This window comes from Actinomyces mediterranea, from assembly GCF_900155595.1.
GTDB lineage: Bacteria > Actinomycetota > Actinomycetes > Actinomycetales > Actinomycetaceae > Pauljensenia > Pauljensenia mediterranea.
In genome coordinates this window covers 1,045,203-1,064,492 of the sequence record NZ_FTPB01000004.1, presented here as the reverse complement: position 1 = coordinate 1,064,492, position 19,290 = coordinate 1,045,203, and the positions used below count along the sequence as shown (strand labels likewise).

Sequence of the window (19,290 nt, the reverse complement as noted above, 5' to 3'; positions counted from 1 at the left end):
TCTGATGCTTTTCTTTAAAGGATTTACACGACGGGAGACACTGTGAACACGAAGGTCCTCATCATTGCGGGCGGACTCACCCATGAGCGCGATGTGTCGGTACGATCAGGGCGCCGAGTCGCCAATATCCTCACCCAGGCCGGATACGAGGTGCGCCTCTGTGATGTCGACCAGACGCTCACCTCCACTATCGACGATTTCGCACCCGGTGTAGTGTGGCCCCTCGTCCACGGCTCCATCGGCGAGGATGGATCCTTGCAGACACTTCTCGAGTCGATCGGCATCCCCTTCGTCGGGTCGCCGGCCATTCAGGCGATGCTCGCGTCCAATAAGCCGACGGCGAAGTCGCTCGTCGCTTCGGCGGGCATGTCGACGCCAGGCTGGGTGACACTCCCCCAGATCCTCTTCCGCCAGATCGGTGCCTCTCACGTGCTGGATGCGATCACCTCGCAATCAGAGTTCCCCGTCGTCATCAAGCCGACTGATGGGGGTTCCGCGTTGGGAATCTCGCGCGTCGATGACACCGAGCAACTGCGCTCTGCCCTCGTCGATGCTTTCGCCTATGGCGAGCGGATCATGATTGAGAGGCTCATCATCGGGCGGGATATCGCCGTGTCGATCCTCGACCTCGAGGACGGTCCTGTTGCCTTGCCCCCGGTGGAGATCTGCACGGACGGCGGGCGCTATGACTACGCTGCGCGCTATACGACGGATTCAACCGAGTATTTCATTCCCGCCCGTCTTGGCGCCGAAGTCCTCGATTCCCTTCGCGATGCGGCCCTTGAAGCTCACCGGATTCTCGGGTTGCAGGACTTGTCGCGCATCGACTTCGTCGTCGATGACGAAGGCGTCTGCTGGTTCATTGATGCGAATGTCATGCCCGGGATGACGGATACGTCCCTGTTCCCGCAGGCTGCGGATGCCGCCAGCTCATTCACCGATGTGTGTTGCCGGATTGTCGACTTCGTTGCCTCGGGGCGCGCAGGGGCCGAGACTATCGAGGGATGACAGGGTCTTCGACTCAGTCGAGGTAACCAAGTTCCACCAGTTGTGCGCGCATTTGTTCGGCGCCGTTCCATAGGAGTCCTGTGATGCCGACGAGTTCGGCTGCGCGGACGTTGCGCTTGCGGTCGTCGATGAATGTGACATCGCATCCTGAGCAATCGAGGAGTTCGAGGGCTCGCCGGTAAATCGCACGGTGGGGTTTGCATGCTCCGATGTCACAGGAGAAGGCGAAGATGGTGAAAGCCTTCACCCATTGCGTGTTGTGCAGTTCCCGTGCGATCGGATGTGGGGCGTTCGACAAGATTCCGAGCGGTACTCCGGTGTCGTGAAGCTCATTAATGAGGGCGAGTGTGTCGGGGTTCGCGTCGTGGATCCGCATGGCGTCGTAGTCGACGAGTTGTGCCAGTGTCTCGTCACTGACCTGCGGTTTTCCACAGTCTCCCGACACTCGGTCCCAGAATTCACGATCCGAGCAGCCGGCGTCATAGGCGTCCCGGTGGGCCCACATGGCCTGGTCGACGAGGGAGACGAAAGTGGGTGATTCGTCGCCGATGAGTGAAGCGATATGTTCAGGATCGGGGTGGGAGTCGACAATGACGCCGCCGATGTCGAAGAGTATGGGGCGCAATGCCAAGGACTCGGGCATGACGACAACTCCTTCGCTGGTTCGACGTTGATTCATTGTCTGATGTGAAGGCGCGCTTCAACCACTTTAGTGGGCAACACCACGAGGCAACTCGAGTCAGGACTTGCCTAGTACGTGTGTGCACTTTTGAATCCTGTACTATGCCGTCAGGGAATGACCTTCTGCAACAAGGAACTTCTCCCTCCACCATTGATAGACGATGCGGCATCGAAATGCGGAAACGACGGTTTCACCATCATTATTCGGAGCAGTGTTTCACGTGAAACACTGCGGCCTCTCATCGACTCGAGGTTCACTTGCGCATCATGATGTCGGCAATCCGTTGGAGGTCGTCGGCACCTGCAAATTCGATGATGATCTTGCCTTTTTTAGCGCCTTCGGTGATCGTCACACGCGTATCGTAGAAGTCCTGCATGACGGACACGACTTGTTCCCCAAGAGATGAAATAGGCTTTAACCTGCGGGTTCTCTGCCTACTGACGTTCTTGACCCGACCCAGTCTCACGATCTCCTCCGTCGTGCGAACGGACAGCCCCTCAGCAATGATCCTCTGTGCAAGTGCTTCCATGTCATCGGTCGTGGCGAGGCCGAGAAGCGCTCGAGCATGTCCGGCGGAGATGACCTGCGCGGCCACCATCTTTTGAACACTCGGCGGAAGTTTGAGCAGCCTGAGGGTGTTCGCAATCTGCGGGCGTGAACGAGCGATCTTCTTCGAAAGTTGTTCCTGCGTCGCACCGAAGTCCGCCATGAGTTGCTCATAAGCGGATGCTTCTTCGAGTGGATTGAGCTGTGCCCGGTGAAGATTCTCAAGCAGGGCATCGCGAAGCAGATCCGAGTCATCAGTATCTTTGATAATCGCAGGAACGGAAGTCAGTCCCGCAGCTTCCGATGCGCGCAAACGCCGCTCACCCATAATGAGCTCGTATCGTGCATTCGGCTTCGCCTCCAAGGCCTCCTGCATCCGCTCATTTGGCTTCGCATCGTAGTTAATCGGACGCACAATGATCGGTTGGAGAACACCGACCTCGGCAATTGAGGCGGCGAGTTCAGCGAGTTCCTCTTCATCGAAGACTTCACGCGGCTGGCGGGTATTGGGGACGATGTGTTCAAGCTCAAGCTCCGCGAAGGATGCGCCCGGAACAGGGAGGAGCTCATTCGGTGTTTCACGTGAAACATTGACTGAAGGAATTGAAGTATCTACCGGCGACGCAGTCGGCGATGTACGGGTCTCGTCAGTGGTCCGAGACGGAATGCCGGTGGCACCCGCCTTCGAGTCTGAACCTTTGGACACTGAATGGGAGGCATCGGTTGATGCCGAAGTGGCAGAACGTGAACGCGATGACTTCTTCGCAGCGCTTCGCCGCTGAACGCCGGGAGAGAGGAGGTCGCGTGCCGAACCGCCCCGCTCGCGTCCGCCGCTGAGCGAGGATTGTCCCGGAAAGAAGACATCGAGCGGATCTGAGGACTGCGGAGCAGGGGAGTCCGTATCATTTACTTGATTCGGGATAAGAGCCCCGAGGCCTCGTCCCAGCGCCGAATGACGAGAACCCGATCGAGCTTTAGTGGACTTCTCCGCCATGACATCTCCTTCTCATTACATGCCTGGTCCATTGTTTCACGTGAAACAGCTTCTTTCGAACCCGTTCACACATGGAAGCAGCAACGATGTATCAACATAGCGGAGTTACATCGAAAACAGAACTGACATAATCGATATATGACCATGTCCCATGGTATTTCAGCACAGCCTGAGAAATAGTACATTCAGCCCGCGAGGCGATGACTCAACTCCAGCGCGGCCTTCCGATAGGCGAGGGCACCAACATTACGCGGATCGTAAGTGATGACGGACTGAGCGTAACTGGGAGCCTCGGAGACTCGCACAGAGCGGGGGATCACCGTCTGCAGCGTGAGGGAGGGGAAGTGCGATCGGACTTCGACTTCGACCTCGTCGCTCAGCCTCGTGCGCCTGTCCGCCATCGTCAGCAACATCGTCGACACGTGGAGTTTCGGATTGAGTTCGATGCGAATCCGGTCGATAGTGGACCACAGCTGACTCAGCCCCTCAAGCGCGTAATACTCCGTCTGAATCGGGATGAGAACCTGATCCGCGGCCACCATAACATTGAGGGTGACAAGCCCAAGCGAGGGCGGGCAGTCGATGAGGATGACATCGACATCGCGCCTGACCGAGAGGAACTCGCGCATCGCTTCCGCGAGGCGGAACTCCCTGCGCGACAGATCGACCAATTCGATCTCCGCCCCCGACAGGTCGATGGTTGACGGGCACACTGACAGGCCCTCCACATCGGGACACGGCTGGAGGACACCCGCAAGAGAAGCGCCCCCGATGATGACGTCATAGGTCGACGGCGTGCCCGACGGATGCTCGACGCCCAATGCGCTCGACGCATTTCCCTGAGCGTCAGCGTCAATGACGATCACGGACAGGCCGCCCATCGCGAGTCCCACCGCGAGATTCACCGCCGATGTCGTCTTACCGACGCCGCCCTTCTGATTCGCAACCGCGATCACCTGCGTCTTGGCGGGCTTGCCGAACTCGGCGGCATCGAGCATCTGCCGGTCGTGCATATTCTGTTCGACGAGGGAGAGCAGGGGAGTGTTGCTCTGGTTCTCCTCACTCACATTCTCACCTTCCGTTGGCATCGCCCGACCAGTCTACGGGCTCGCCGCCCGAGTGCGGGGCAAGCGCAAGCGTGCCGGGCGCCTTCCATTATTCGATCAGCACAATGCCCGCACAGTGGGCGAGAAGCAACGATCAACGCTTGCGCGTGCACACGACGACGTACGTCGACTCGTCCTCCATCACCGAGGGGACCTCATGAATCCGCGCCTGCAGGTGGTGGCTTTTGAGTTCCCGGGCTGCCTCTTCGACCTCGATCGGAGCGCGCCTGCCCTTAAGGGCGACCAGCGCACCCCGGGGTGCGATCAGTCTGGTCGTCATGCGGATGAGTTTCGACATATTCGCCACCGCCCGCGCCGTGATGACATCCGCTCGGCCCTTGCCCCGCAGCTCTTCGGCGCGCGCCTGATGGATCGTGACATTGTCGAGGTCGAGATGCTCGACGACGTCGAACAGCCACTCGCAGCGCCTCTGCATCGGCTCGGCCACATGCACATCGAGGTCGGGTCGGCAGATCGCAATGATGATGCCCGGCAGGCCAGCGCCCGACCCGATATCGAGCACCTGGCCCGAACGGGGGAGGAAGTCGAGTACGGCAGCGGAGTTGACGGCATGCCTGGACCACAGCCGCGGCATATCCCGTGGACCGATGAGTCCGCGGATTTCGCCCTCGTCCTCGAGCATTCGCACGAACTCTTGGACGTCAGCGAAAGCGGGACCGAAGAATTCGCGCACCTGTTGCGTCGGCTCTTCGGGGATGAACGGCTCGAAGGCCTTGCGCCTGAGCGGATCGGGCACGACGACGCCATCCGGGATCGGACCCCGGATAACCGTCGGCGCCTGCGCCGGGACGTCGTCGACGGGGTCCGTCACTCGGCTGCCTCTTGCTCACTTGACTCCTCCGCCGCCTCGTCGGCAGCGGGGAGGATGACGACACAGCGGTGCGGTTCAACGCCCTCAGACTCCGAGACGAGGCCGTTGTCGGCGACGACATCGTGGCAGACCTTGCGCTCGAAAGGGTTCATCGGTTCGAGTTTCTGGGGCTCGCCCGTTGCGCGCAGTCGTGCAATCGCCTCGCGCGTGACGTCTTGAAGCTCGACCTTGCGATCGGCGCGGAACCCTGCGATGTCGAGCATGAGCCGGGAGCGGTCGCCCGTCTCCGTCTGGACGGCAAGGCGCGTGAGTTCTTGGAGGGCGTCGAGCACTTCCCCGTCCTCGCCGACGAGACGCTCAAGGGAGCGGGGGTCATCGGAAATGATTTCCACGCTCGCGCGCTCGTTCTCGACGTCGATTTCAATATCACCATCGAGGTCGGCGATATCGAGCAGCTCTTCGAGGTAATCCGCTGCGATCTCGCCTTCTTCTTCGAGGCGGGTCAATTTGTCTTTCGGGTTTTCGGTCATGATCTCTTCTCCACAGTGATGAACGAGGTCGGGGCGTCGGTCGTATCCGACTCAGCGCTTCTTCTTGTTCTGCCGGCGGCGGGCCTTGCGGCGCTCCTGACGACGGCGCTCGAGCTCTTCAGCGGACAGGTTTTCGACGGGGGAGGCCGCCTTCTTCTTGCGGGCCTCACGTTCGGCGTCGAGTCGACGCTGGCGCTTGGCCTGAGCGAGCCGCTCCTCGCGCGACAGCCTCTTGTGCTGTTCACGCTTGGCCTGAGCCTCTTTGCGGGTCTCCGCCTTCTCAGTCGCGTGGCGCACGCCGCGCATCCACAGCTCGTCGGGAAGAGTCGTCCACTCTTGAACGGCGAGATTGCGCAGGATCGAGACCTTGTCTCCCGAGGTCATCGCCTCGGGGAAGTCGGTCGCAACCTTGAGTTCCTTGGCGCGCTTGGAGGCCTCCTGCCATGTCGAGTCATTGAGTTCAACGACTGAGGCATCGTCGGCGGCGGTGGGAAGCTGTGCGCGCTTAGCGTCGTAGGCGTCGAAGAAGGGCTTCGCCCATTCGATGTACTTGGCATGGCGGCGTTCGACGAGTTCGTCGTAGGCCGGGGAGCCGGGGGTCGGCATGACGCGGATCGTCCAGAAGGACTGACCCAATGCCCACAGCGCCGCCGTCACCATGTAGACGAGGACGCCCATTTGGAAGAATGCTCCCGAGATGATGAACATCGCGGGCATCATGTAGAGCATCGTCTTTTGCGACTGGACCATCGGATTATTCGGGTCCAGCGAGGGCGGCATATTCCGCGTCATTGACAGCCTCATGGAGAAGAACTGCAACGTCACCATGACGATGATGAGGATGACGAATATGACGATTGCGGCGACCCCGTCGCCGGAGGTGATCGTATGGGACAGCGGCACTCCGAAAACGGTGGACCCGTTGATTTCAGATGCCACGGATTGCGTGATCGGACCGAGGTGATCGGTCTCGGTGTCGGCGTACTTGTAGGTGCCCGCGGCGAGGTCTTTGACCGCGTAGATCGCGCGGTACATCGCGAAGAGGACGGGCATCTGAACGAGGAGGGGCAGACAGGAGGCGAAGGGGCTGACCTTGTGCTTCTTGTAGAGTTCCTGAGTCTCCTCTGCCTGCTTCTGACGGGAGATCTGGTCCTTCTTGCCCTTGTACTTCTCCTGAATGCGCTTCATCTCGGGCTGGACGGCCTGCATGGCGCGTGAACTCTTGATCTGTCGCAGGAACAGCGGAACGATTGCAATGCGGACGATGAGGGTGAGCAGGATGATCGAGATCACCCATGCGATGCCGGATCCGGAACTGAATCCGAGTGCCACGAGGAGATCGTGGATCTTCACCCATATCCACGCAACGGCTACTGCGAAGGGGTGAAGGATCTTGTCGAACATGCGCGCTCCTTCAGGAAGTGCGGACGCCGGGCGCGTCCTGGGGTCTGTCGGCGTTCGCCGGAACATCTTGGGGGTGGGCTCCACAGACGTTGGTCGACGCCGGTGTCATGCCCATCGGGGTGGGGTAGTCGATATCGGTGGCGTTGCCCGCCCAATCCTCGGGGGGAATCCACTTCTCGGACGTCCATCGCCCCTTCTTCGGAACATAGTCGACGCCTCCGAGACTCCACGGGTTGCACCTCAGCAGCCGCCACACCGCCAGTACGAGACCCTTGAGGAGCCCGTGAACATCAATGGCTTCGACAGCGTAGTTCGAACAGGTCGGCGCATATCGGCACCTCGGTGTGAGCATCGGTGAAATGAAACGCTGATAAAGGCGGATCGGCGCGGTGAATACGCCTCGAATGAGGCGTGACATGAGATTCATCGCGAATCCCACCTCTTCCACGCCCGCTTCATCGCGGAATCGAGGTGGATCGCAAGCTCATGTGAATCGCGTCCATAGGCCTGGGCGTTGGCTCTCACGACCACTCGGCCGCCCTCGGGAATGGTGTCCAGGCGCGAACGCATGATGTGGCGCAATTTGCGCTTGACGCGATTGCGCCTCACAGCGCTTTTAATCTCCCGCTTGGGCACGACGAAACCGACGAGGCGGTTTCCCCGGTCCTCGTCGGTTCGAGTATGGACGACTAAGAGCGAATCACCTGCGCGCGTCCCTTTGCGGAACGTCGATCGGAAATCCGCAGGGTCGACCATCCGGTGTGCGCGAGGCAGCACCTTCGCGGTCTCAGGCGGACAGCTTGGCGCGGCCCTTGCGGCGGCGCGCGGCGAGAATGGCGCGGCCGGCGCGAGTGCTCATACGCAGACGGAAGCCGTGCGTCTTGGCGCGACGACGGTTATTGGGCTGGAAAGTCCGCTTAGTGGTCACTGCAGTTCTCCTCGGCGGGAGCGGGGAGTGCCCGCTCATCGTTGGTTTCATTGAGATTCCACCGCAGTGCTCTGCGCAGGAATCCGCACGCCCGACATGCGGGCACAGACAGATCACCAGGGTAGAAGGACCGTCGATTCGAGTCAATGTGAGGGAGGTTGATGTGACCAAATCCCCCGATTCACACCTGTGGATTGTTCTGTGGACTGTTTCGTCCACAGGTCAGACAACTAGCGCCTCAATCGACATGCCTGTGGAAAAACATCTTTCGGCCCAATCGTGCGGAGCCACGGTTGTAACTACATTCATGTTATTCATCGACGTTTATCCACATGTTCATCCCCAACCTGTGAATGGGGCTGAAGACGGCTACAGTGGCTCCACATTGGACAAGTTACTCTTGTGGTTCAATCTGATGACTGACATCACAACCTCTCGATGCGAAGGATGACTCGTGGAGGCACACTCACTCGCTGAAGCGTGGGGACAGGCACTGGAATCCGACTCGATCAAGATCCTGGGCCCCGCCACCGTCAACTACCTGCGTTCGGCGAAACCGCTCGGCGACATCGAGGGAACCATCCTGCTGTGCGTATCCAACGACTTCACGAAGTCATGGATCGAGAACCATGCCGCCACCGATATCACTGCGGTGCTCTCCGACATCCTCGACCGTCAAATCCGCCTCGCCATCACAGTCGACCCCGACCTCGCACCCCCACTCGACAACGACGGCGCAGAAGAATCCCAAGCATCAACTGCGCCCATTAACGACAAGGCCGCAGAATCCGATGATGGTGCACTTCCCGCAGCCGCACACACCACGCGCTCCCCGGCGCCGAGTGTCGGCGCAGGCGGAACCAATGGCGACACCGTTCCGACGCGCCTGAACCCGAAATACACCTTCGACACCTTCGTCATCGGACCCTCGAACCGTTTCGCACACGCCGCTGCCCTGGCCGCAGCCGAATCACCCGGAACGACGTTCAACCCCCTGTTCATTTACGGCGATTCCGGGCTCGGCAAGACCCACCTGCTCCACGCGATCGGGCATTACGCACTGTCCATGTATCCCAAACTGCGGGTCCGCTACGTCAACTCGGAAGAATTCACCAACGAGTTCATCAATGCGATCCGCCTCAACAAGGTGGACAACTCCCAGGTGGAAGCATTCCACAGGCGCTACAGGGAACTCGACGTCCTGCTCATCGACGACATCCAGTTCATCGGGGACAAGGAACAGACGATGGAGGGCTTCTTCCACACCTTCAACGCCCTATACGAGGCCGATAAGCAGATCGTCGTCACCTCCGATGTCCACCCCAACTACCTCAACGGCTTCGAAGAGCGCCTCAAGTCACGCTTCGGTTCCGGACTGCTCGTCGATGTCCAGCCACCGGACTTGGAGACGCGCATCGCGATCCTTCAGAAGAAAGCCGCAACAGATGCCATTGAGATCCAGCCGGAAGTCTTCGAATACATCGCGTCGCGGATCTCCTCGAATATCCGAGAGCTCGAAGGCGCCCTCGTGCGCGTCATCGCCTACGCGAATCTCACCAAGGAGCGGGTTGATCTCGCCCTAGCGGAGATGATGCTCAAGGACTACGTCTCCGACCCCGAAGACAACGAGATCACCGTGCCGCTCATCATGGGCCAATGCGCGCACTACTTCGGCGTCACCATCGACCAGATGTGTTCCACCGACCGGTCCCACACGGTCGTCGAGGCGCGTCAGATCGCCATGTACCTGTGCCGCGACCTTACCGACTTGTCGCTGCCGAAGATCGGTCAGGCATTCGAACGGGACCACACGACCGTCATTCATGCGAATAAGAAGATCACAGCTCAGATGAAGATGAAGCGCGAAACCTTCAATCAGGTGTCCGAGTTGACGAATCGCATCAAGAAGAAGGCCCGCGGCGACTGACCCCGCACTCATCCACACCTCATGTGGATCCCCGGGTGAACAGCGCCGACCATCATGTGCATACGCGGCGGGCGACTGTGGAGAGCGGAGTCGCCATGAATGTGTCATTCACAACCGATCGGGGTCGTCCCCAGTCTCGCCCCCATCTCATCCACTGCCCCTCGTAGGCTGCGACCAGCGCGAACACTGGTTTTCCACAGTGTCCACACAGCTGATGATGAAGAAGAAATGTCATTTCGAATGACATGAATCCCTCTCATCCCCACCAAGGCGCCGACTCGTCAATCACCGCTCGTCGATCGCCACGACGAATGCGTGCGCACGTCGACTCAGTCCGGGTACAGTAGGACGGCGTATTGTCATGAGCCATCGGAGGTCGGCATGAAGTTCACAGTCGCCCGCGACGTCCTTGCAGAGGCAGTGTCTTGGACTGCACGAGCACTTCCTGTCAGGCCTGCGAGCCCTATCCTCGCCGGCGTGCGCATTCACGCCGAGGCGGACGAGCTGGTGCTCTCGTCCTTCGACTACGAGGTATCGGCGAATGCGAAAATCGCCGTGCAAGTGGAGGAGAGCGGTGAGGTCCTCGTCTCAGGGCGCCTTCTTGCCGATATCGCCAAGGCTCTGCCCAACCGGCCCGTCACCCTCGAACTCGACGGACAAAAGCTCAACCTCACCTGCGGATCGTCGACCTTCAATCTCGCGGTGATGCCACTCGACGAGTATCCGCTCCTGCCCGCTCAACCCGAGGTCGCCGGCGCTGTCGACGCCCAAGTCTTCAGTCAGGCGGTTTCTCAAGTGTCGATCGCCTCGTCGCGCGACGACTCACTGCCGCTGCTGACGGGTGTGCGCATTGAGATCGACGGCGAGCGCATGACACTGCTGGCGACGGACCGCTACCGCCTCGCCATGCGTGAACTCGTCTGGGAGCCCTCTCAGACATCTGTCGAATCAGTGTGCCTGGTCAAGGCCCGCATCATTCAAGACGTCGCTAAATCGATGACCTCCGGCGGAGCCATTGAGATCGGAATGTCAACGGAGTCCGTGCCCGGCGCGTCCTCGCTCATCGGCTTCTCCGTTCAGGGGCGCCGCACGACCTCGACTCTCATGGATGGCGACTACCCGCCAGTGCGTCGGCTCTTCCCCGAATCCACACCGATCCAGGCCGTGTGCGAACGCGCCACTCTGCTTGAGGCCGTCAAGCGAGTCTCTCTCGTCGCCGAGCGCAAGACCTCGGTTCGCCTCGCTTTCTCCGAGGGCCAGCTCGTCCTCGAAGCGGGTCAGGGCGATAATGCGCAGGCGTCGGAGGCCGTGGAAGTCCAGCTGTACGGGGAGGACATCTCGACTGCGTTCAATCCCCAGTTCCTGCTCGACGGCCTGTCCGTCCTCGACACGGAGTACGTACGCTTCGGATTCACCCATCCGAATAAGCCCGCTGTGCTCACGGGTCAGAAGAAGATCGACGAGGGCGAGATCACGGACTTCCGCTACCTGCTGATGCCGATTCGCTTCGGCGTGTGATCCGTGCGCGTCTCGCACGTCGCCCTCGATGACTTCCGCTCCTGGAGGCATGCCGTCGTCGAATTGCCGCCGGGGCCAACGGTACTGTTGGGAGCGAATGGTCAGGGGAAGACGAATTTCGTCGAAGCGATCGCCTACCTCGCGACCTTCTCCTCCCACAGGGTCGCAGCCGAGTCGGCTCTCGTTCGCATCCCCGCTAACGAGGGCGAGCAGGCGCCGCACGGCGCCTTCATCCGGGTGAGGACAGTGCGCGACGAGGACCGCGAGCAGGTTATCGAATTGGAGGTCGTTAAGGGCCGGGCGAATCGCGCCCGCATCAATCGGGCCCAGGTACGCCCCCGTGAGATCCTCGGTCTGGTGCGTACCGTCGTCTTTGCCCCTGAAGACCTCTCACTGGTTCGGGGAGATCCCTCAGTGCGCAGGGCGTTCCTGGACGATCTCGCGATCCAATTGCATCCCGTGCACGCGCAGGTGAAATCGGATTTCGATCGGGTCGCCCGTCAAAGGGCGGCGGTCATCAAGAATGCTCAGGTCGCACTGCGGCGGGGCTTCACCCCGGACTTGTCGACCTTGGACGTGTGGGACGACCAATTCGCCGAATTGTCCGCCCGCGTCACCGCCGCCCGCTGCGAGGCAGTGCGCCTTGTGGAGGGGCCGGCCCGTGTCGCCTATGACGAGGTGGCGGATTCCCCCCGCCGACTCGGCCTTTCCTTCGATGCGAGCGTCGACCGCACGATCGGCACGAATCCCGACGATCCGTCGAGCGCGGACCTCGAGGATCGTGACGCACAGGCTCCGAGGTTGCGCGCCGCCCTTGAGAGGGTGCGCGATTCAGAGATTGAGAGGGGGATCAACCTCGTCGGCGCGCACCGCGACGACCTCGCACTCACTTTGGGGCGCATGCCGGTCAAGGGCTTCGCCTCCCACGGGGAGTCCTGGTCGACGGCTCTCGCGCTTCGCCTGGCGGCGTTCGACGTGCTGCGTGACAGTGGTGATACGCCGATCCTCATCCTCGATGATGTTTTCGCCGAACTTGATTCCGCGCGCAGGAGGGGATTGGCCAAGCGGGTGGGCGACGCGGATCAGGTGATCATCACCGCTGCCGTCGCTGATGATGTTCCATCCGACCTCGGCGGGCATGTCATTCGCGTCGATTTCGACGAGGCGGAAGGGTCCCGGGCATCATGAATGGGCTCAGAGACGAATCGCAACTCGAAGACTATTGTGCATCCGCGCTGATCAGAGCTCAGCTCCATGCCCGCGCGAAGGGATACATCCGGTCGGCTCCGCCCAGTTGGGGCCTTGAGGAGACCCACCCGGGCCTGGGGTCGATGGTCGGGACGAGTGAGAGTGCGGCCGTCGATCTGTCGGCTCCCACACAGATAGACAGGGAGGGGCCGCTGTCGCCGATCGAGGGCGACGAGGATGGGAACTTGACAGCCCTGCAACGGGCCGCCATCCGGGCGGGAGCCAAGTGGGCGAAATCTCCGGGGCTGGCGCCGATGCGACTCAAGTACCGCAGCGCCGGACGCATCGATACGGTGCTGAGCCGGATGATCCACCGCAATCAGTGGGATACACCGACGAAGATGGGCTCCATCATGGCGAAGTGGCCGCAAATCGTCGGCGATACGGTCGCCCAGCATTGCGAGGTCGAGACCTTCGAGGAGCACAAGCTCATCGTCAGATGCTCGTCGACGGCGTGGGCGAAGCAACTGCATCTGCTGCTCGCGACGATTGAGCGGCGCATCGATGAAGAAGTCGGCGCGGGCGTGGTGACGCAGGTGATCATCAGGGGTCCCGTCGCCCCCTCGTGGAGGAAGGGGCCGCTGTCGGTTCCAGGGCGCGGGCCGCGTGACACCTACGCCTGAACCATACTGCAACAACCGGAAACCGCTTTCAGTGGCACTGATCACACTCTTGTTTTCCCAGATCATCGCTGATATCGACGAAGTGTGAGATGACTGGGCGAACAGTTCCCACATGCCGTTTTTGGTAGAATTGGCACGGTTAATCGCCGGGTGGGTGCCACCCGGCTCAGTGAGGGGAGCCGCGTGGCTGACATTGACAAGACCGCTGACGGAGCAGAGGGCTACGGCGCCTCCGACATCACCGTCCTCGAAGGTCTCGAAGCGGTCCGTAAGCGTCCGGGCATGTACATCGGATCCACTGGGGAGAGGGGCCTGCACCACCTCGTCTACGAGGTCGTCGACAATTCCGTCGACGAGGCACTGGCCGGATACGCCGACCATATCGAAGTGACGATCCTCGCCGACGGCGGCCTGCGCGTCGTTGACAATGGGCGCGGCATCCCCGTTGACGAGCACCCCACCGAGCATAAGCCGACCGTAGAAGTCGTCATGACGATCTTGCACGCCGGCGGCAAGTTCGGCGGCGGCGGATACGCGGTGTCCGGCGGCCTTCACGGCGTCGGCATCTCCGTTGTCAATGCCCTGTCCACCAGGGTCGATACGATTGTGCGTCGTCAGGGATACGCCTGGCGCATGTCCTTCGCCAATGGGGGGGTGCCCATCACCCCCCTCGAACGCGGAGAAGAAACCAGCCAAACCGGTACGACGCAGACCTTCTACCCCGACCCGGATATCTTCGAAACCGTTGATTTCTCCTTCGAGACGCTGCGCCAGCGCTTCCAGCAGATGGCCTTCCTCAACAAGGGTCTGCGCATCACGCTCACCGATGAGCGCCCCACCGCTATTGATGACGGCGACGAGATCACCGGCGACGAACTGGGCACCGCGGACGACCCGATGCCCGGTCACCGTCAAGTCTCCTACATGTACGAGTACGGCCTGCGCGACTACGTCGAATACCTCGACTCGGCGAAGAAGATTGAGGCGATCAACGCTGAGATCATCGACTTCGAGTCCGAGAACGACGAGGGCACGATGAGTCTCGAAATCGCGATGCAGTGGACGACCGCCTACTCCTCGTCGGTGCACACCTTCGCCAATACGATCAACACGACTGAGGGCGGTATGCACGAAGAGGGCTTCCGCACCGCGCTCACCACCGTCGTCAACCGGTACGGCCGTGATAAGGGCATCATCAAGGACAAGGATGACAATCTGTCGGGTGAGGACTGCCGCGAGGGCCTCACCGCCGTCATCTCCGTGAAGCTCACCGAACCGCAGTTCGAAGGGCAGACGAAGACGAAGCTGGGCAACACCGAGGCCAAGACCTTCGTCCACCAGCAGGTGTACGCGCAGCTCACCGACTGGTTCGACGCCCACCCGCAAGACGCGAAGGCCATCATCGCGAAGGGCCAGCAGGCTCAGGCGGCCCGCGTCGCAGCCCGCAAGGCACGTGAGGCGACCAGGCGCAAGGGCGTCCTCGAATCGGCATCCATGCCGGGCAAGTTGCGCGACTGCTCCTCGCGCAACCCCGACGAATGCGAGATCTTCATCGTCGAGGGCGATTCCGCGGGCGGCTCCGCCGTCGGCGGGCGCGACCCCGAGACCCAGGCGATCATGCCGATCCGCGGCAAGATCCTCAACGTGGAAAAAGCGCGCTTGGATCGTGCCCTGTCCTCGGACACCATACGCAATCTCATCACCGCATTCGGCACCGGCATCGGCGAGGACTTCGACATCGACAAGCTCCGCTACGGCAAGATCGTCATCATGGCGGATGCCGACGTCGACGGACAGCATATTGCGACTCTGCTGCTCACGCTGCTGTTCCGCTATATGCGCCCCCTCATTGAACGCGGACACACATTCATCGCGATGCCGCCGCTGTACCGGATCAAGTGGACGAATGCCGACCACGAGTTCGCCTACTCCGATAAAGAACGCGACAAGCTCCTCGCCGCGGGCGAAACGGCGGCTCGCCGCCTCCCCAAGGAGGGGGGCATCCAACGCTACAAGGGTCTGGGCGAGATGAACGACCATGAGCTGTGGGAGACCACCATGGACCCGGCGAACCGCATCCTCAAGCAGGTCACCCTCGATGAAGCGGCCGACGCCGACGAGATCTTCACCATTCTCATGGGCGACGACGTCGACCGGCGCCGCTCCTTCATCCAGCGCAACGCCTCCGACGTTCGCTTCCTCGACATCTGATCGGACCCGGGCGCGCTCCGCCCTCGTCACGCGACTACGACCTAAGGACACATGTGAGCGACGAGACCACCGGAATCGAAGAGATCCACGACTTCGACCGGATTCAACAGGTTGACCTCCAGGTGGAGATGCAGCGCTCCTACCTCGACTACGCGATGAGCGTCATCGTCGGGCGCGCACTGCCCGACGTGCGCGACGGCCTCAAGCCCGTCCACCGCAGGGTCCTGTACGCCATGTACGACGGCGGTTACCGTCCGACCTCGTCCTTCTCGAAGTCGTCGCGCGTCGTCGGCGAAGTGATGGGCAACTATCACCCCCACGGCGACGCCGCCATCTACGACGCCCTCGCGCGCCTCGTCCAATGGTGGTCGCTGCGCTACCCGCTGGTGGCCGGACAGGGCAACTTCGGCACCCCCGGCAACCTCGGCCCCGCCGCCCCCCGGTATACGGAGTGCAAGATGGCGCCGCTGGCCATGGAAATGGTCCGCGACATTGACGAGGACTCCGTCGACTTCCAGGACAACTACGACGGCAAGAACCAAGAGCCGACGATCTTGCCGTCGCGCTTCCCCAACCTGCTCGTCAACGGCTCGGAGGGCATCGCGGTCGGCATGGCGACCCGCATCCCCCCGCACAATCTGCGCGAAGTCGCCCAGGGCGTCCAGTGGGCGCTCGACCACCCCGATGCGAGCCGCGAGGAGATGCTCGAAGCGCTCCTCACAATCATTCCCGGCCCCGACTTCCCGACGGGCGCCACCATCCTGGGGCGCAAGGGCATTGAAGACGCCTACCGTACCGGGCGCGGCTCCATCACGCAGCGCGCCGTCGTCAATGTGGAGGAGATCCAGGGCCGCCAGTGCCTCGTCGTCACCGAATTGCCCTACCAGGTCAACCCCGACAACCTTGCCGATAAGATCGCCCAGCTGGTGCGCGACGGGCACATCCAGGGCATCGCCGACATCCGCGATGAGACATCGGGGCGCACCGGTCAGCGTCTCGTCATTGTCCTCAAGCGCGACGCCATCGCCAAGGTCGTCCTCAACAACCTTTACAAGCGCACGAGCCTGCAGGAGAACTTCTCGGCGAATATGCTCGCCCTCGTCGACGGGGTGCCGCGGACCCTCAGCATCGACGGTTTCGTCCGACACTGGGTCAAGCACCAGATCTTGGTCATTGTGCGCCGTACTCGCTTCAGGTTGCGCAAGGCGAAGGACCGTCTGCACATCCTCGAGGGTTACCTCAAGGCCCTCGACGCCCTCGACGAGGTGATCGCCCTCATCCGCCGTTCGGCGACTGCGGACGAGGCGCGCACCGGGCTCATGAGCCTGCTCGACGTCGACGAAGTCCAAGCCGATGCGATCCTCGCCCTCCAACTGCGCCGCCTGGCCGCCCTGGAGCGTCAGAAGATCATGGACGAGCACGCGGAGCTGACAGCCCGCGTCATCGACTTGCAGGACATCCTCGATACTCCTGCGCGCCAGCGGACCATCATTTCCGAGGAGCTCGCCGAGATCGTCGCGAAGTACGGCGACGACCGTCGCACGAGCATCCTGCCCTTCAATGGGGAGATGAATGATGAGGACCTCATCCCTGAAGAGGATGTCGTCATTACGATCACCCGCGACGGCTTCGCCAAGCGCACCCGCACGGACAACTACCGTTCGCAGAGGCGCGGCGGCAAGGGCGTGCGCGGAACCCAGTTGCGCGGCGATGACGTCGTCGAGCATTTCTTCGTGACGACCACTCACCATTGGCTGCTGTTCTTCACGAATTTCGGTCGCGTCTACCGCGCCAAGGGCTATGAGATCCCCGAGGGCGGTCGCGATGCGAAGGGCCAGCATGTGGCGAATCTGCTGGCCTTCCAGTCCGAGGAGCGCATCAAGCAGGTGCTGGCGATCCCCGACTACGGGGTTTCCGACTACCTCGTCCTCGCCACGAAGGCGGGCCTGGTGAAGAAGACGTCGCTGGGGCTCTACGAGTCGGCGCGTACCGGCGGCATCATCGCCGTCAATCTGCGTGAGGACGAGGCCGGAAACGCTGACGAGCTTGTCTCCGCGCAGGTCATCACCGCCGACGACGATCTGATCCTCGTGTCGCGCGACGGACAGGCGGTCCGTTTCTCCGCCACCGATGAGCAATTGCGGCCGATGGGCCGATCCGCGTCGGGCGTGCGCGGCATCAAATTGCGCGACGGCGACGAATTGCTGTCCATGGAGGTCGCACGCGAGGGCGCCGACCTTTTGATCGTCACCGAGTCGGGGTATGCGAAGCGCACTCCGGTCGAGGAGTATCCGACGAAGGGGCGCGCTACCGTGGGCGTGCGCGTCGGCAAGCTCGTCGATGAGCGCGGCGGCCTCGTCGGCGCCCTCGTCGTCGGAGCGGACGAGGATGTCATGGTGATCACCGAATCCGGCAAACTCGTCCAGGTGTGCGCCTCCGATGTCCGCCCGACCGGCCGCAACACGATGGGTGTCATCTTCGCTCGCCCGGATGAGGACGACCGCATCATTGCGATCACCCGCAACTCCGAGCGCGACGAGGACGAGGATTCCGACGCATTGGAGGGGACTCTTAACGGCGCTGCCGAAGCGAATGGTGACGAAACCGGGGCTGAGGCTGTAGCGTCTGAGGTGGATGTCAACGAGGAAGGTAGCGACGAATGAGCGACCACACGAGCGTCTACTCGTCGACGGATGCGCCGCGCAGGGTGGATCTTGCGATTGCCCGCATCGATGCGTGGACTGTGATGAAGGTGGGTTTCCTGCTGTCTGTCGCATTGGGCATTGCGATGGTCGTGGGGACGGCCGTCCTGTGGTTCATGGTCGACGGGATGCACGTCTTCTCCAAGATCGAGGAGTTCCTCACCACGATCGGCGCGGAGCGGTTCTTGTCGCTGCTCGACTATGTGCGCCTGCCGAAGGTGTTGTCCTATGCGACGATCGCCGCAGTCGCGAATGTCATCCTCATGACTGCGACGGCCACTCTGGGTGCGATGCTTTATAATCTCGTCGCCTCTCTCGTCGGCGGCATCAAAGTCTCATTGATGGACGAATGACCTGATCAGCTACTGTTTGTTTGGCGTGCGGCACGTCACGCCGAACAATTTGGTCGATGTTAGGTTGTCTGTGTACGATAATTCGGTATCCTTCGGGGTCATCATGGGCCTATAGCTCAGTAGGTTAGAGCGCAGTCCTGATAAGACTGAGGTCGGTGGTTCGAGTCCACCTAGGCCCACCATCCGCAGTGAGCGAGAAGCGGAGGTCGACACATGAAGAAATGGATGACAGCACTGGTCGCCGTTGGCGCTGCCGTTGTTGCGGGTTTTGTCATTCGCCAAGTGATGGAAGACCTTTCCGATAATGCTGAACTGTGGAGGTCCGTCACGGACGCACCCGCCGAGGGCTGAGACCTTCCCCAGGGGCTATGGCGCAATTGGTAGCGCACCTGCTTTGCAAGCAGGGGGTTACGGGTTCGAGTCCCGTTAGCTCCACCACCACCCGAGTGATCATTGATGGGCGCTCGGGTTTTGTTGCAGGTGGGAGCGGGACTGGCCATTGCTAGGCGGTCAAGTGGTGGAGGACGAGGTTCTCTGCCGAAGACGGCGTCCTACCATCTGGTTGTCTCTCAAGCGCACGGTGTTTCTGCCGTATATCCCCGCATCCGCTGAGAACACAAACGCTACATGCAGGATGTAGTCTTCCGAGCAGGAATTGGTTACTGACCAAGGAGAGTG

18 protein-coding genes and 2 tRNA genes are annotated in these 19,290 nt (G+C 61.4%); 11 read left to right on the top strand and 9 right to left on the bottom strand.

Annotated elements, in window-relative coordinates:
• The first annotated feature begins 42 nt into the window (after positions 1-42).
• Complete coding sequence (locus tag BQ7471_RS08850; RefSeq protein ID WP_076465644.1) at positions 43-1,008, top strand: D-alanine--D-alanine ligase family protein; 966 nt, start codon at positions 43-45, stop codon at positions 1,006-1,008.
• Positions 1,009-1,021: 13 nt separating this feature from the next.
• On the opposite strand, the gene BQ7471_RS08845 is transcribed toward BQ7471_RS08850, so the two are convergent.
• From BQ7471_RS08845 to rpmH, 9 genes are all read right to left on the bottom strand, one after another.
• Entirely contained in the window at positions 1,022-1,651 is a 630-nt protein-coding gene (locus BQ7471_RS08845; protein WP_076465643.1) for an HAD family hydrolase, read from the bottom strand.
• A 292-nt stretch (positions 1,652-1,943) separates the two neighbouring features.
• Positions 1,944-3,230: a ParB/RepB/Spo0J family partition protein gene (locus BQ7471_RS08840; RefSeq protein WP_076465641.1), complete on the bottom strand. Its 1,287-nt coding sequence runs from the start codon at positions 3,228-3,230 to the stop codon at positions 1,944-1,946.
• A gap of 185 nt (positions 3,231-3,415) precedes the next feature.
• Positions 3,416-4,243 (bottom strand): ParA family protein, encoded by an 828-nt coding sequence (locus tag BQ7471_RS08835; protein ID WP_205408298.1) that lies wholly within the window; start codon positions 4,241-4,243, stop codon positions 3,416-3,418.
• A gap of 187 nt (positions 4,244-4,430) precedes the next feature.
• A complete protein-coding gene (gene rsmG / locus BQ7471_RS08830; protein ID WP_076466327.1) occupies positions 4,431-5,093 on the bottom strand; it encodes a 16S rRNA (guanine(527)-N(7))-methyltransferase RsmG in 663 nt (220 codons plus the stop codon).
• A 71-nt stretch (positions 5,094-5,164) separates the two neighbouring features.
• A complete protein-coding gene (locus BQ7471_RS08825) occupies positions 5,165-5,698 on the bottom strand; it encodes a Jag family protein (protein WP_076465638.1) in 534 nt (177 codons plus the stop codon).
• 51 nt (positions 5,699-5,749) lie between these two features.
• A complete protein-coding gene (yidC, locus tag BQ7471_RS08820) occupies positions 5,750-7,102 on the bottom strand; it encodes a membrane protein insertase YidC (protein ID WP_076465637.1) in 1,353 nt (450 codons plus the stop codon).
• A gap of 10 nt (positions 7,103-7,112) precedes the next feature.
• Positions 7,113-7,529, bottom strand: coding sequence for a membrane protein insertion efficiency factor YidD (yidD, locus tag BQ7471_RS08815; protein ID WP_076466325.1), 417 nt, complete (start codon positions 7,527-7,529; stop codon positions 7,113-7,115).
• A complete protein-coding gene (gene rnpA / locus BQ7471_RS08810) occupies positions 7,526-7,879 on the bottom strand; it encodes a ribonuclease P protein component (protein ID WP_076465635.1) in 354 nt (117 codons plus the stop codon). Before rnpA ends, yidD begins: the two co-directional genes overlap by 4 nt.
• A gap of 10 nt (positions 7,880-7,889) precedes the next feature.
• The gene (rpmH, locus tag BQ7471_RS08805) at positions 7,890-8,030 is read right to left on the bottom strand and encodes a 50S ribosomal protein L34 (protein ID WP_235821286.1); all 141 of its coding nucleotides are present in this window, start codon (positions 8,028-8,030) and stop codon (positions 7,890-7,892) included.
• A 454-nt stretch (positions 8,031-8,484) separates the two neighbouring features.
• On the opposite strand from rpmH, the gene dnaA reads away from it, so the two are divergent.
• The 10 genes from dnaA to BQ7471_RS08760 all read left to right on the top strand — a co-directional run bounded on the left by dnaA (position 8,485) and on the right by BQ7471_RS08760 (position 19,050).
• Entirely contained in the window at positions 8,485-9,957 is a 1,473-nt protein-coding gene (dnaA, locus tag BQ7471_RS08800) for a chromosomal replication initiator protein DnaA (protein ID WP_076465632.1), read from the top strand.
• Between the two features lie 381 nt (positions 9,958-10,338).
• The gene (dnaN, locus tag BQ7471_RS08795; RefSeq protein ID WP_076465630.1) at positions 10,339-11,475 is read left to right on the top strand and encodes a DNA polymerase III subunit beta; all 1,137 of its coding nucleotides are present in this window, start codon (positions 10,339-10,341) and stop codon (positions 11,473-11,475) included.
• A 3-nt stretch (positions 11,476-11,478) separates the two neighbouring features.
• Positions 11,479-12,663: a DNA replication/repair protein RecF gene (gene recF / locus BQ7471_RS08790; RefSeq protein WP_076465629.1), complete on the top strand. Its 1,185-nt coding sequence runs from the start codon at positions 11,479-11,481 to the stop codon at positions 12,661-12,663.
• Positions 12,660-13,346: a DciA family protein gene (locus tag BQ7471_RS08785; protein WP_076465627.1), complete on the top strand. Its 687-nt coding sequence runs from the start codon at positions 12,660-12,662 to the stop codon at positions 13,344-13,346. Before recF ends, BQ7471_RS08785 begins: the two co-directional genes overlap by 4 nt.
• A 183-nt stretch (positions 13,347-13,529) precedes the next feature.
• Positions 13,530-15,557, top strand: a complete 2,028-nt coding sequence (gyrB, locus tag BQ7471_RS08780; RefSeq protein ID WP_076465626.1) for a DNA topoisomerase (ATP-hydrolyzing) subunit B — start codon at positions 13,530-13,532, stop codon at positions 15,555-15,557.
• A gap of 53 nt (positions 15,558-15,610) precedes the next feature.
• Complete coding sequence (gene gyrA / locus BQ7471_RS08775) at positions 15,611-18,220, top strand: DNA gyrase subunit A (RefSeq protein WP_076465624.1); 2,610 nt, start codon at positions 15,611-15,613, stop codon at positions 18,218-18,220.
• On the top strand, positions 18,217-18,612 hold the full coding sequence (locus BQ7471_RS08770) for a DUF3566 domain-containing protein (protein WP_076465622.1): 396 nt from the start codon (positions 18,217-18,219) through the stop codon (positions 18,610-18,612). The genes gyrA and BQ7471_RS08770 overlap by 4 nt, the downstream gene beginning before the upstream one ends.
• Positions 18,613-18,717: 105 nt before the next feature.
• A tRNA-Ile gene (locus BQ7471_RS08765) sits at positions 18,718-18,794 on the top strand.
• Between the two features lie 31 nt (positions 18,795-18,825).
• Positions 18,826-18,963 carry a DLW-39 family protein gene (locus BQ7471_RS11430; protein WP_162841042.1) on the top strand — a complete coding sequence of 46 codons (138 nt, stop codon included), beginning with the start codon at positions 18,826-18,828 and terminating at the stop codon, positions 18,961-18,963.
• Positions 18,964-18,974: 11 nt separating this feature from the next.
• Positions 18,975-19,050, top strand: a tRNA-Ala gene (locus tag BQ7471_RS08760).
• Positions 19,051-19,290: the final 240 nt, after the last annotated feature.